Source organism: Gordonia sp. PDNC005, from assembly GCF_016919385.1.
In the GTDB taxonomy this organism is placed as follows: Bacteria; Actinomycetota; Actinomycetes; order Mycobacteriales; family Mycobacteriaceae; genus Gordonia.
Genome location: NZ_CP070351.1, coordinates 512,900 through 526,802 on the forward strand (window position 1 = coordinate 512,900; position 13,903 = coordinate 526,802).

The 13,903-nt window shown below is 65.9% G+C and carries 12 protein-coding genes; 10 read left to right on the forward strand and 2 right to left on the reverse strand.

All coding sequences use genetic code 11. The features are described 5' to 3' along the window. Positions 1–27 precede the first annotated feature (27 nt). Both mug and JVX90_RS02505 read left to right on the forward strand, forming a co-directional pair. Entirely contained in the window at positions 28–591 is a 564-nt protein-coding gene (gene mug / locus JVX90_RS02500) for a G/U mismatch-specific DNA glycosylase (protein ID WP_205330892.1), read from the forward strand. Between the two features lie 37 nt (positions 592–628). Next, a complete protein-coding gene (locus JVX90_RS02505; RefSeq protein ID WP_205330893.1) occupies positions 629–1,576 on the forward strand; it encodes an endonuclease/exonuclease/phosphatase family protein in 948 nt (315 codons plus the stop codon). Positions 1,577–1,584: 8 nt separating this feature from the next. On the opposite strand, the gene JVX90_RS02510 is transcribed toward JVX90_RS02505, so the two are convergent. Beyond that, positions 1,585–2,517 carry an AEC family transporter gene (locus JVX90_RS02510; protein ID WP_205330894.1) on the reverse strand — a complete coding sequence of 311 codons (933 nt, stop codon included), beginning with the start codon at positions 2,515–2,517 and terminating at the stop codon, positions 1,585–1,587. A gap of 174 nt (positions 2,518–2,691) precedes the next feature. On the opposite strand from JVX90_RS02510, the gene rpmF reads away from it, so the two are divergent. The 4 genes from rpmF (at position 2,692) to JVX90_RS02530 (ending at position 8,290) form a co-directional block, all read left to right on the forward strand. Then, the gene (rpmF, locus tag JVX90_RS02515; RefSeq protein WP_008379013.1) at positions 2,692–2,865 is read left to right on the forward strand and encodes a 50S ribosomal protein L32; all 174 of its coding nucleotides are present in this window, start codon (positions 2,692–2,694) and stop codon (positions 2,863–2,865) included. Positions 2,866–3,057: 192 nt separating this feature from the next. Then, a complete protein-coding gene (gene betT / locus JVX90_RS02520; protein ID WP_205330895.1) occupies positions 3,058–5,229 on the forward strand; it encodes a choline BCCT transporter BetT in 2,172 nt (723 codons plus the stop codon). Then, the gene (locus tag JVX90_RS02525; protein ID WP_205330896.1) at positions 5,226–6,731 is read left to right on the forward strand and encodes an aldehyde dehydrogenase family protein; all 1,506 of its coding nucleotides are present in this window, start codon (positions 5,226–5,228) and stop codon (positions 6,729–6,731) included. Before betT ends, JVX90_RS02525 begins: the two co-directional genes overlap by 4 nt. Beyond that, positions 6,731–8,290 (forward strand): GMC family oxidoreductase N-terminal domain-containing protein, encoded by a 1,560-nt coding sequence (locus tag JVX90_RS02530; protein ID WP_205330897.1) that lies wholly within the window; start codon positions 6,731–6,733, stop codon positions 8,288–8,290. Before JVX90_RS02525 ends, JVX90_RS02530 begins: the two co-directional genes overlap by 1 nt. Positions 8,291–8,300: 10 nt before the next feature. On the opposite strand, the gene JVX90_RS02535 is transcribed toward JVX90_RS02530, so the two are convergent. After that, positions 8,301–9,074 (reverse strand): SDR family oxidoreductase, encoded by a 774-nt coding sequence (locus JVX90_RS02535; protein WP_205330898.1) that lies wholly within the window; start codon positions 9,072–9,074, stop codon positions 8,301–8,303. A 145-nt stretch (positions 9,075–9,219) separates the two neighbouring features. On the opposite strand from JVX90_RS02535, the gene JVX90_RS02540 reads away from it, so the two are divergent. From JVX90_RS02540 to JVX90_RS02555, 4 genes are read left to right on the forward strand one after another with little or no spacing between them, the layout of a single operon-like run. Continuing rightward, positions 9,220–10,134 (forward strand): diiron oxygenase, encoded by a 915-nt coding sequence (locus JVX90_RS02540; RefSeq protein ID WP_205330899.1) that lies wholly within the window; start codon positions 9,220–9,222, stop codon positions 10,132–10,134. After that, complete coding sequence (locus JVX90_RS02545) at positions 10,134–11,708, forward strand: FAD-dependent oxidoreductase (RefSeq protein WP_205330900.1); 1,575 nt, start codon at positions 10,134–10,136, stop codon at positions 11,706–11,708. Before JVX90_RS02540 ends, JVX90_RS02545 begins: the two co-directional genes overlap by 1 nt. Before the next feature lie 50 nt (positions 11,709–11,758). Next, complete coding sequence (locus tag JVX90_RS02550) at positions 11,759–12,448, forward strand: response regulator transcription factor (RefSeq protein ID WP_205330901.1); 690 nt, start codon at positions 11,759–11,761, stop codon at positions 12,446–12,448. After that, complete coding sequence (locus JVX90_RS02555) at positions 12,449–13,891, forward strand: HAMP domain-containing sensor histidine kinase (protein ID WP_240194027.1); 1,443 nt, start codon at positions 12,449–12,451, stop codon at positions 13,889–13,891. The last annotated feature ends 12 nt before the right edge of the window (positions 13,892–13,903 follow it).

Consider the following 13,903-nt stretch of genomic DNA (forward strand, 5'->3'; position numbering starts at 1 on the left):
CATCCGCGCAGTGGTAGTCGTAGATGAGTGAGCTTCTCGCGTGCAGAACTGCTGAGCTACACCGACACGACTGTCCCCGACCTGATCGGGCCCGACTGTCGGCTGTTGATCTCCGGCATCAACCCGGGACTGTGGACGGCGGCGACCGGCGCACACTTCGCGCGGCCGGGCAACCGTTTCTATCCGGCGTTGTACGCCGCGGGGATCACGGAGCGGCTGATCGACGCATCGGCGGGGATGAGCGACGACGATGCCCGCGCGCTGACGGCTGCCGGCGTCGGGATCACCAATGTCGTCGCGCGCGCCACCGCGAAGGCGTCGGATCTGAGCCGCGCCGAACTGGAGGTCGGCGGTCGGAACCTCGTCCGAACGGTGGAACGGGTACGTCCACGGGTGCTGGCAGTGCTCGGAGTGACTGCCTACCGCTCGGCGTTCGGGGAACCGAAGGCGACTGTCGGCGAGCAGGACCGCCAGATCGGCGATGCGACGATCTGGGTGCTGCCCAACCCGAGCGGACTCAACGCCCACGAGACCGTCACGACTCTCGCGGCCGCGTATCGGAGAGCAGCGGAGGCCGCAGGAATCGTCTGACCCGGCACTGAATACGAATTCTCGGCAGAATGGCCGGATGAGACTGTTCCTCCGGAAGGCTGTCGTCGTCGGCGGAGCCGTGGCGCTGTTCGCGGCGGTCGTCGCTGTCGGGAGCCGGTACTGGCCCGGTGCGAGTGTGCCCGTGATCGCCGCGGCATCGGTGTCGCAGTACGTGTTCGTGATCGCGATCGTCGTCGCGGCCGCTGCTGTGTTCGCGCTGCGCGGCCGTACACGGTGGGTCGGCGGAGCGATGGTCGCAGTTGTCGCGGTCTCCGGGTTCGCGGTTCACGCACCTCTCTTCGTATCGGACGATCCGCCGACGGGTGAGGCGCTCACGGTGCTCACCTCGAACATCCAGTTGGGAATGGGCGACATCAACGAACTGGCGTCTCTCGTCCGAGAGAACCAGGTCGACGTGCTCGCGGTCGAGGAGCTGACCCCGGACGCGGCACAGCGGATATCCGAGTCGACAATCGCGCGGGATCTGCCGTACTCGTTCGTTCGGCCTCGCGCACTCGCCGGTGGAACCGCGATCTACAGCAGGAACGAGCTGTCCACGCCGGCCTCACTCGACGGCTTCGGGTTGGAGAATTTGACTGCGGTCGTCACGGTGCCGAACGTCGGCGAGGTGCAGGTGTTCGCCGTCCATCCGGTGCCGCCCAGCTTTCCGTCCGATTGGGCGGAAGAGCTCGATCGGCTGCACGCCGCCATCGAATCGGCGCCCTCTGAGCGGCCGGTCATCGCGCTCGGTGACTTCAATGCCACCACCGACCACACGCAGTTCCGACGACTCCTGTCCGGTGGGTTCGCCGACGCAGCAGACCTCGCAGGGGCTGGTCTGCTCCGCACCTATCCCACCGACAAGTGGTACCCGCCGGTCGTCGGCATCGATCACGTCCTCGTCCGTGGATTCGGGGCGTCAGCGGTGACGACACACACGATCTCCGGTGCCGATCACCGCGCGGTGCTCGCGAGGCTCGGCTGAGCATGTGGCTACGCCAACAGCAACGCGATGAGAGCGATGACCGGGATCGACAGGATCGTGGTGATCAGCGCGGTGTCGCGGGCCAGGACGACACCGCGGCCGTACCTGGTGGCGTAGACGAGCACGTTCTGTGCGGTGGGCAGGGCCGCGATCACCACCTGGGCGAACAGGTCGTGTCCAGTCATGCCGAACATCCACCGGGCGACGACGTACGCGAGTGCGGGCATCACGATCGCCTTGAGGAACGACGCCACGGCGACGTCGCGTCGGGGACTCTCGCCCTTGGCGAAGATCGTGGTGCCCGTGAGGGTCAGGCCGAAAGTCAGGAGCGCGAGCGGCACCGACGCCTGGCCGAGCATGTCCGCGGGTTCGAGAATCGCCTGCGGCGGCGTCCATCCACTCAACGACAATGCGAGACCGATCACCCCGCCGATCAGGATCGGGTTGCGTAGCGGGACGGCGATGGTCTTCCACACCGACCCGCGATGGGCCGAGTCGAGGGCCGTCAGGTCGAGCGTTGCGAGTGCGATGGGCGAGTAGAACACGATCTGAAACAGGAGCAGCGGCGCGATGAACGACGCGTCGTCGAGCACGAAGATCGCGATCGGCAGGCCGAGATTGACGCTGTTCACGTATGACGCCGACAGTGCTCCGATCGTCACTTCTGGGATCGGCCGCCTGAGCCAGAAACGCGCCACGAGCAGATAGATCAGGCCCATCGTCAGTGCAGAGACGGACGCGACGGCGAGGGTCGGGGAGAACACCACCGACAGGTCGCTGGTGGCCAGCGAATGCAGAAGTAGTGCGGGGGTGCAGACGAAGAACACGAGGCGAGCGAGGGTGGTCGACGCATGATCGCCGAGGGCCCCCGTTCGCCCCAGGATGTAGCCGAGGCCGACGACGAGGAAGATCACTGTGAACCCCGAGATGACGCCAGACACGCGGGCAAGAGTAGGCCCGGTCGACTCGTTTTGCCACAAGGGCTCTCGGCCGGTTAATCTGTTCAGGTTGTGTGCCGCGGACGGATTGCCGTGGATACAGGCGATCAGCGGGTTGTGGCGGGTCGGGAGAGACCCGGACCCATGCCCGCGCCGAACGTGAGGAAGGCGAGAACCATGGCAGTACCGAAGCGCCGGATGTCGCGGGCGAACACCCGTAGCCGTCGTTCGCAGTGGAAGGCGGATAACGTCACCCTGCAGGAAGAGAAGATCAACGGCGTGTCGCAGCGTATGCCGCGTCGCCTGGTCAAGGCTGTCAAGCTTGGCCTGGTCGATCTCGACCGTCGCTGAGCGTAGCTCGCGACAACTGAACTACAAAGGCTGCGGCCGGTGGGATCTCCTACCGGCCGCAGCCTTTTGTCGTCACAAAGAAGTCTCGATGCTGTCACGACCCCGATGCATCGGGCGGCTTCTGCGTAGGTTGGGCACGGAACGAAACCGGAAACTCACGTAACGCAGACACAGTTCGTCAGGGGAGTGGTCGTGACGCAGGTTCAGCAGTCGGCATCGGACGATCCGGACGGCGTCGAGCCCGCCGTCCCGCCCTCGATTCCCGTCAACAAGAGGGTGTTCTTCGGAGCGAGCGCCGGAGTGGTTGCGATCATCGTGTGGGCGCTGGTCGACACGGCCGGCGCGGACCGCGTGATTCAAGCGGCTGTCACCTGGGTCGCGGACGAACTCGGATGGTTCTACATCGCCCTGGTAGTGGCGGTCCTGCTGTTCGTTCTGTGGGCGGCCTTCTCTCGGGTCGGTGGCGTGAAACTAGGACCCGACCACTCCAAACCCGCGTACCGGCTCTTCTCCTGGACGGCGATGCTTTTCGCGGCCGGCATCGGCATCGACCTCATGTTCTTCTCCGTCGCCGAACCGGTGACGCAGTGGATGGCGCCGCCCACCGGACAAGGACAGACGATGGAGGCCACACGGCAGGCCGTCGTATGGACCCTGTTCCACTACGGAATCATCGGATGGGCCCTGTACGCGCTGGTCGGCATGTCGTTGGGCTACTTCGCCTACCGGTACAACAAGCCGCTGAGCCTGCGGTCGGCGCTGCAGCCGATCTTCGGAGACAGAATCGACGGTCTTCTCGGCGACTCCGTCGACATCGCCGCACTCCTCGGCGCGATCTTCGGTCTCGCCACCAGCCTCGGCATCGGTGTCGCACAGCTCAACGTCGGCCTCGAGGACTTGTTCGGAATCGCACAGAGTCATTGGGCGCAGGCCGGTCTGATCGCCGTCGCCGTGGTCATCGCGATCCTGTCTGCGGTGTCCGGCGTCGACAAGGGCGTGAAGCGGCTGTCTGAGATCAATGTGGTGATCGCGATCGGACTGCTGCTCTTCATCCTGATCGCCGGATCGACGACCTACCTGATGAACGGGCTCGTCCAGAACATCGGCGACTTCGCGAGCCGTTTCCCCGGCATGGCGCTAGACACCTTCGCCTACCAGGACACTGGCGAATGGAAGGCGACGTGGACGCTGTTCTTCTGGGCGTGGTGGATCGCGTGGGCGCCCTTCGTCGGACTGTTCCTCGCCCGGATCTCCCGAGGTCGGACCATCAGGCAGTTCGTCCTCGGCACTTTGACAGTGCCGTTCGCGTTCATCCTCATCTGGATCTCCGTCTTCGGGAACAGCGCACTCGAAGTCGCCCGACGTGACGGCGACTTCGCGACGACCGCCGTCGACACCCCGGAGAAGGCGTTCTACGCCCTGCTGCACGAGTACCCGGCCGCGCCGCTGCTCGTGGTCATCGCGACATTCACCGGGCTGCTGTTCTACATCACCAGTGCCGACTCCGGTGCGCTCGTCATGGCTCACTTCAGTTCCCACATCTCCGACAACGAATCGGACGGTGCGAAGTGGGTCCGGATCTTCTGGGCGCTTGCAACCGGAGGCCTGACGATGGCGATGCTGCTCATCGGCGGCATCACCACCCTGCAGAACGCAACGGTCATCATGGGCCTGCCGTTCGCCGTCGTCGTCGCGCTGATGATGCTCGGACTGTTCCGAGCGTTGCGGGCGGAAGGGCACTGGGTCGCTTCGCGTCGCGAGGCGATGACACACGCGCTGTCCCACCGTGCGTCGGGCGGGACCGCCCTCAATTGGCGGCAGCGGGTCGAGCGGCTGGTGCACTATCCCGACCGAGACGATGTCGCGCGGTTCTCCGAATCGGTGGTGCGGCCTGCGCTCGCCGACGTCGCGGACGAACTGGTGCGATCGGGGATGTCCGCGGTGGTCGGGTCGGCGTACGTCGACGCTTACGACCTCAACAGCCATCATCTGGACGTGGACCTCGGCGACGGGCCGAGATTCCACTATCAGGTGTATCCCACCCGGCATCCCACCCCGGTGTTCGGCCGGACCCCGGAGAGCCGGGACAAGTTCTTCCGGCTCGAGGTGTTCACTGCTCAGGGCAGCGAGGGGTTCGACGTGTACGGGCTCACCAAGGCGCAGATCAGTTCGAATGTGCTCGACCACTACGAGCGACACCACCACTACATCGAAGGCGTCAACAGTGCGTCGGCGACAGTGTCCAACGAACAGACCGTCGACTGGTCGGCCGACTTCGTGGAAGAGATGCTCGAGGCGGAACAGGCCGAACTCGGCGGACCAGACCGACAAGCGACAAGCGGACAGACCAAGGAGGTCAAGTGAACGCACAGACCCTGTTCATCGACGGTCGATGGGAGGCCTCGGCCGATGGGGCGACTCGCGAGATCCGCTGTCCGGCGGACGGATCGCTCGTCGGAACAGTCAGTGAAGCCGGGTCGGCAGACACGGTCAGGGCGATCGAGGCCGCCCGTCGGTCGTTCGACGATCGGCGATGGGCGTCGGTGCCCGCCGGACAGCGAGGCAAGCTGCTCGCCGGCCTGGCGGCAGGGATCCGCGAGCGACAGGAGGAGTTCGCCCGCGCGGAGTCGTTGGACACCGGCAAGCGGATCGTCGAATCCCGGATCGACATGGACGACATCGCGAACTGCTTCGACTACTTCGCCGAACTCGCATCGAAGGACGCCGGACGGCTGGTCGACGCAGGGTCGGAGAGTGTCGTCAGCCGAATCCAGTACGAGCCGGTCGGTGTGTGCGGACTGATCACACCGTGGAACTACCCGCTGCTGCAGGCGGCCTGGAAGATCGGGCCCGCGCTCGCCGCCGGGTGCTCGTTTGTCCTCAAACCCGCAGAACTGACACCGCACACGGCGATCCTGACAATGCGCCTGCTCGACGAGCTGGGACTGCCCGCAGGCGTTGCGAACCTGGTGACGGGCGCAGGCGCGACGGCGGGCCCTCCGCTCTCCGGTCACCCCGATGTCGACCTGGTGTCGTTCACCGGCGGACTCGTCACCGGACGGGTGATCGCGGCGTCGGCGGCCGCGACAGTCAAGAAGGTGGCGCTCGAACTAGGAGGCAAGAACCCGAACGTCGTGTTCGCCGACGCCGACTTCGACGCCGCCGTCGACAACGCGCTCAACGCCGCATTCGTGCACTCCGGGCAGGTCTGCTCGGCGGGTGCGCGCCTCGTCGTCGAGGAGTCGATCGCCGAGAGGTTCGTCGACGCATTGGTCGAGCGTGCGGGCCAGATCACGCTCGGCGGACCGTTCGACGACTCCGCGGAGACCGGTCCGCTCATCTCCGCGGCGCACCGAGAGAAGGTGCACGCCTACGTTCAGGCGGGCGTCGCCGAAGGGGCTCGCCTGAGATGTGGCGGTGACTACGCGACGGGCACCTCGGGGACAAGCGACCTCGATGCGGGCTTCTACTACCGGATGACAGTGCTCGACCAGTGCAAGCGGGGCATGTCGGTGGTGACCGACGAAGCCTTCGGCCCCGTCGTCACCGTGGAGACGTTCACCGACGAAGACGACGCCGTCGCCATCGCCAACGACACGGTCTACGGGTTGGCCGGGGCCGTGTGGACGGAGAATGCGGGCAAGGCGCAGCGCATCGCGAACCGCCTGCGACACGGAACCATCTGGATCAACGACTTCCACCCGTACCTTCCGCAAGCCGAATGGGGTGGCTTCGGGCAGTCCGGCGTCGGACGTGAACTCGGACCCACCGGCCTGGACGAGTACCGCGAGGCGAAACACGTCTACCAGAACATCGCACCCGAGGTCACCGGCTGGTTCGCTGACCGACGGCCCGAGGAGGACTGATGACCACGGATTCTTTCGACTATGTTGTGGTCGGCGGCGGCTCCGCCGGCTGTGCGGCTGCGGCACGACTGTCCGACGACCCGTCGGTGCGCGTCGCGCTGATCGAGGCGGGACCCGACGATCGAGGCATTGACGAAGTGCTCCGGCTGAACAGGTGGATGGAACTGCTCGAATCCGGTTACGACTGGGACTACCCGGTCGAACCGCAGGCGTCAGGCAACTCGTTCCTGCGGCACGCGCGCGCCAAGGTGCTCGGCGGCTGCTCGTCTCACAACTCGTGCATCGCGTTCTGGCCGCCGCGTGAGGACCTGAACGAGTGGGCGACCACGTTCGGCGCCACAGGCTGGGACGCCGACGCCATGTGGCCGGTGCTCGCACGTCTGGAGACCAATGAGGACGCGGGCCCGGATGCTCCGCACCACGGCGACAGCGGCCCGGTTCATTTGATGAACGTGCCGCCCAACGACCCCTGCGGGGTCGCACTGCTCGAAGCGGCGGCCCAGGCCGGAATCCCGACAACCCGGTTCAACACGGGGACCACCGTCACTCGCGGTGCGAACTTCTTCCAGATCAACCGACGCGCAGACGGCACTCGCTCGTCGTCGTCGGTGTCGTACATCCATCCGATCGCCGACCGCCCGAACTTCACCCTTCTGACCGGATTGCGGGCCACCCGTCTGATGTTCGACGGCACCCGGTGCACCGGCGTCCAAGTGGTCGACAACCAGTTCGGACGAGCTCGGACGATCACCGCGGAGCGGGAACTCATCCTGTCGGCGGGCGCCATCGACACCCCGAAGCTGCTCATGCTGTCGGGCATCGGACCTGCGGCGCACTTGGCCGATCACGGGATCGACGTACTCGTCGACTCACCCGGGGTGGGGCTGAACCTGCAGGACCATCCCGAGGGCGTCATCTCCTGGGTCGCGAAGCAGCCGATGCCCGTCGACTCCACCCAGTGGTGGGAGATCGGCGTGTTCGACATGGTCGACGACGGCCTGGATCGGCCGGATCTGATGATGCATTACGGCAGCGTGCCGTTCGACATGCACACGGTCCGGCAGGGGTATCCGACAGCGGACAACGTGTTCTGTCTGACGCCGAATGTGACACACGCTCGATCTCGAGGCACCGTCCGACTCCGGTCGTGCGATTTCCGCGACAAGCCGCTCGTCGATCCTCGCTATTTCAGCGACCCCGAGGGATATGACATCCGAATCATGACCGCCGGCATCCGCCGGGCCCGCGAGATTGTCGCCCAACCGGCGATGGCGCAGTGGGCGGGCGACGAACTGTTCCCCGGTCCGGGTGTGGTCGACGACGCCGATCTCGCAACGTACATCCGCGCCACCCACAACACCGTCTATCACCCTGTCGGGACGGCGGCCATGGGGTCCTCGGACGACGCTCCCGTCGACGCCCGACTACGGGTCAAGGGCGTCGACGGGCTCCGCGTCGCGGACGCGTCGGTGTTTCCCGAGCACACGTCGGTGAATCCGAACATCACGGTGATGATGGTCGGTGAACACTGCGCCGATCTCGTCGCAGCAGACCGCTGACGGCGGCGCCCTACTGCGCCAGCAGTTTGTTGACGCCGCGGTTGAGGACGTTCGGGATGAACTTGGCCGCGTTGCCGAGGATCGTGGTCTGCACTCCGACGGAGTAGCTGGTCCGTGACAGGAGACGGTCGACAGTCGATGGATGCACCGACTCCCACACCTTCGCGGCGACGTCCTCGGCGGTCAGCCGGACGCCGAGGGTGCGGGTGCTCTTCGCGTCCGTGTCCTCGGCGAGTGCGGTCTGCGCCCAGAGCGGCCAGATGGAGACCACCCGGATGTCGTCCTGCTGCCATTCGAGTTCGAGGGCTTCGGTGAGGCCGGCGACGAAGAACTTCGTGGCGCTGTACGTCGCGATGCCGGGCTGGCCGTAGATCGCCGAGGCCGATGCGATGTTGACGAGATGACTGTCCGGCGTCGCCTTGAGGTACTTGTGCGCGGCGCGGGCGCCGAGTGTGACGCCGAGGGCGTCGATGTCGATCTGTGTTTTGATCGCCTCCGGGCTGATGTCGGCGAGATTCCCCGACAGCAGGATGCCGGCGTTGTTGTCGAGGACGTCGAGCTGTCCGTCGGTGTGCGAAGTGAAGTCGGCGAGGGCCGCGTCCCACTGGTCGGGGTCGCGGACGTCGAGAACACCGGTGATCAACTCGGGGTCGTCGGCGGCAGCTGAGGCGAGAGCGGCCTTGTCCACGTCGTAGATGCCGACCGTCCAACCGTGGGAACGGAACAGCTTGGCGGTGGCGAGTCCGATTCCGGCGGCTCCACCGGTGATGACGATTGACGGCATGACGTTCTCCCTCTATGTGCTGACCTGCGTGTCTGTGCCCTGAACCCTACTTACTCGCTGGTAGGGAAACTAGGCTCTATGAAGCTCATCACACGCGTGTTATCGTGACAACAAATATTGTCACATCGGTAGATGGGAGGTCGAGATGACCATTCTTGAGAACGACTCGATGAGCACACCTGACCGCGGGGTGGACGAAGTGTCGCAGCGACTGGTGGAGTCCGCCGCACGACTCTCTCGAAACGCGATGACCGAGATCGACTGGTCCGAACCGATGGACCCGGCGCAGTACGGCTGCAGCCCGGAGTGGTCGACGCTGTACGGCACCGACTACTGGAATGAGCTGACCGTCGAGCAGCAGGTGACACTGACTCGCCACGAGTTCGCGTCGATCATGAACGTCGGCATCTGGTTCGAGATGATCCTGCAGGAGCTGGTGCTGCGCGACCAGTACCTCGGCCGCTACCACGAGCCGGAATTCCAGTTTGCGCTCACCGAGATCGCCGACGAATGCCGCCACTCGATCATGTTCGCGAAGGCATCGTCGAAGATGGTCGGCACGTCGTACCACCCGCCTCGCCGCATCGGTCGTCTCGGCAAGATCTTCCAGCACACGGCACGCGGTGCGGTCTCGTACGCAGGCATTCTTGTCGCCGAAGAGATCCTCGACGTGTTCCAGCGCGGCTGCATGCGGGACGAGCGAGTGCTCCCGTTCATCCGCACGATCAACGAGATCCATGTGCTCGAAGAGTCTCGGCACATGAAGTTCGCCCGTGAGCAGGTCCGCGAGTCGATGGCCGGCATGAGTCCGCTCAAGCGGCGATTCTGTGCGCTCTACACCTCGCTCGGTGCGCTCTACATCGTGTCGAACCTGGTCCAGCCGCAGGTGTACGCGAACGCGGGACTCGACGTGGACCGTGCGCTCGCGGAACGTCGCACCAACAAGCACTTCCACGCGATGGTCCGCAGCAACTGCACTCACCTGATGGAGTTCCTCGACGACGTGGGGCTGCTGACGCGGGCCGCGCGGCGCAACTACCGCCGCGTCCACATGATCTGATGGCACACGTCATCACCCAGTCGTGCTGCAGCGACGCGGCATGTGTGTCCGTGTGCCCGGTGAACTGCATTCACCCGACTCCGGAGGAACGAGGGTTCGGCTCGTCGGACATCCTGCACATCGATCCCGTGGCCTGCATCGACTGCGGCGCCTGCGCAGACGCGTGCCCTGTCGACGCGATCTACCCGGCCGATCGCCTCGGTGAGCGCGACTCGGTGTTCATCGAGGTCAACGCAGCGTTCTATCGCGACAACCCGGATATCTCATCGGGGTGGTCGGACATCGTCTATCCGGTGATCCCGCGTCTGCCGGACGGTCTGCGAGTGGCCGTCGTCGGCACCGGGCCGGCAGGCGGGTACGCCGTCCGGACGTTGATCGGCCGGACTGACGCCGACGTCACGGTGATCGACAGGCTGCCGACTCCCGGAGGTCTCGTCCGCGCAGGCGTCGCGCCCGATCACCCCGGCACCAAGGGAGTTCTCCGCACGTTCGACATGCTGTATCGCGATCGACGGGTTCATCTGCTCGGCGGAGTCGAAATCGGAGACGGCCCATCGGCCGTCACTCCGGGGGAGCTCGCCGACCATTTCGACGCGGTGTTCTACGCGGTCGGTGCACCCGATTCTCGGGTACTCGGGGTGCCCGGTGAAGACCTGCCCGGTTCGGTGGCTGCAACCGATCTGGTCGCCTGGTACAACGCCTACCCGGGTGCGCAGGGTCCTCCGATCCCGGAAGACGGAGTGGGACGCGCCGTGATCGTGGGAACCGGCAATGTGGCGCTCGACGTCGCGCGGATCCTGGTGTCGTCGCCGGAAGCGCTCGCCGCCACCGACATCGCCGATCGCGCATTGACCCTCCTGGAGAGGCAGGACATCCGCGAGGTCGTGCTGCTCGGTCGTCGCAGTCCGTCGGACGCCGCGTACACGGCCGCCGAGTTCAGGGCTCTGCAAGAACTGCCCGGAGTTGACGTGATCGTCGCCGACCGCCCGGACGGACTCGGCCTCCACCATCCGCCCGAACCCGACCGACGACGCATCGTCCTGCTCTTCAACAGCGCGGTCGAAGGAGTCGTCGCAGGTGACCGAGGGCATGTCGGAGCCGTCGACGTGGCGACCGGCGATCTGGCGCATGAGATCACGACCGATCTTGTGGTCCGATCCATCGGGTACCGCGGAGTGCGCATCAACGGTCTTCCTTTCGACGACGCCCGCGGTGTCATCCCCAACTCCGACGGCAGAGTGATCAACGAGACAGGCGACGCGATACCCGGCGTGTACGCCCTCGGATGGGCTGCGCGCGGGGCCACCGGAGGAATCGGCGCCAACAAAGCGCACGCGATCACCACCGTGGAGGCGTTCATCGACGACGCCGCGGCCGGACGTCTGACCAGGACGGCGCATGCCCCGGACGACTTCCGCAGGCTCGCGCAGCGCAGGTCGCCCGACCTCGTCGGATATCGCGGAGTGCGGTCCATCGACCGTGCCGAGCGGGCGCGAGGGCAGGCCGCCGGACGGCCACGGATCAAGTTCACCGAGGTGTCGGACATGCTCGCGGTGGCTCGCCGACGACGGTGACCCGCGTGTTTCTCAGCAGGATCTGAAGTAGAGACGATAAGACTGTAGGCATGCGCATACTCGTGGTCGACGACGATCGGGCCGTCCGAGAGTCCCTTCGTCGGTCCCTGTCCTTCAACGGCTACACCGTCGACACGGCGGGTGACGGTCTCGAAGCACTCGAGAAGGTGATCGCCGATCGCCCGGACATGCTGGTGCTCGACGTGATGATGCCGCGCCTGGACGGTCTGGAAGTGTGCCGCCGACTCCGGTCCGCGGGCGACGACCTGCCGATCCTGGTGCTGACCGCCCGCGACTCGGTGTCGGAGCGGGTGTCGGGGCTCGACGCGGGCGCCGACGACTACTTGCCCAAGCCGTTCGCCTTGGAGGAACTCCTCGCTCGAGTCAGGTCGTTGCTGCGCCGTACGGCACGCGAAGACGAGGAGGGCTCGGAGGCGGTCAGCTTCACCGACCTGACCCTCGATCCGGTGACCCGCGAAGTGACGCGCGGCGAACGCCAGATCAGTCTCACGCGAACCGAGTTCGCGCTGATGGAGATGCTGATGTCGAACCCGAAGCGGGTCTTGACGCGCAGCCGCATCCTGGAAGAGGTGTGGGGCTACGACTTCCCGACCTCGGGTAATGCCCTCGAGGTGTACATCGGCTACCTGCGACGCAAGACCGAGGCAGACGGCGAACCGCGACTCATCCACACTGTGCGCGGCGTCGGCTACGTGCTCCGTGAGAGCTCCGCGCCCTAGATGACGAGCCGAGCACACCGCCCGATGCGGGCGCCGAACGCGCTGACCCGCTCGGTGTCGCTGCGGAACCGTGTCGCGTTGCTCGCCGCCGCCGTCGTCCTGCTGTCGGCGACACTCATGGCGGGCGCGGCGTACTTCGTCGTCTCCCGATCGCTGTACCGCGACGTCGACACACAGCTGATCACTCGTGCCGATGGGATGACGGTGCTGTCGAAGCTGGGACGTCTCAGCAACGGTCCGGAGGATCTCCTCGCTGGAACCGTCTTCTCGACGTCGATCTCGATCGCGCTGGTCGAGCCGACTGGGCACACGCTCATGCTCGGTGAAGTCCCGTACGGCGACACCGAACGGCAGATCATCGGATCGGTGAACCCGCCTGGAAAACTGAACCAGAGTCTGCGTACCTCGTCGAACCACAGGATTCTCGCCCGCAAACTGTCGAACGGCAGCACATTGATGCTCGCCGAGTCGCTCGACCGCACCGACGCCATCCTGAAGCGTCTCGCGTCCGTCCTGTTCGTGGCGGGTGGCGTGGGAGTCGCGTTCGCGGCACTCGCCGGAACGGCGGTCGCGCGGGGCGGTCTGCGGCCGGTCGGCCGCCTGACCGAAGCCGTCGAGCGTGTTGCGAAGACGCAGGATCTGAGACCGATTCCGGTGACCGGAACAGACGAGCTCGCCCGCCTCACCGAGAGCTTCAACACGATGCTCGGCGCGCTCGCCGAATCCCGTGACCAACAGGCACGGCTCGTCGCAGACGCAGGGCACGAGCTCAAGACACCGCTCACCTCTCTGCGGACCAACCTGGAACTGCTGATCGCTTCGTCTGCGCCGGGTGCGCCCCCGATCCCCGCATCAGACATGGTGGAGCTGCGCTCGGATGTGATGGCTCAGATCGAGGAACTGTCGACCCTGGTCGGCGACCTCGTCGACCTCGCGCGTGACGACTCCCTCGACACCGTCCACGAAGAGGTCGCTCTCGAGTCAGTCATCGACGACGCCCTGCTCCGCGTCCGACGCCGCCGCGCAGACATCGAGTTCGACGTCCAAACGTCGCCCTGGTTCGTGTTCGGTGAGGAACACGGCCTCGCCCGCGCTGTGCTCAACGTGCTCGACAACGCCGCCAAATGGAGCCCGCCCGGACGGACCGTCCAGGTGCGTCTCCACCAAGTGGGACTGCAGGCGGCCGAACTGTCCGTCGCCGATGCGGGGCCCGGTATTCCGCCGGAAGACCGCGAGCGGGTGTTCGAGCGGTTCTACCGAGCGGACGCCACCCGGTCGATGCCCGGATCGGGTCTCGGGCTTGCGATCGTCCGGCAGGTGGTGGTGCGTCTCGGCGGTTCCGTCGTCGCGGAATCGTCATCGGAAGGCGGAGCGTTGATCCGCATGCGCCTCCCAGGGTCGGCGCTGCACACCGAGCCCGACCCCGTTGTCGTCCGTCGGTGAAGTAGACGGCGT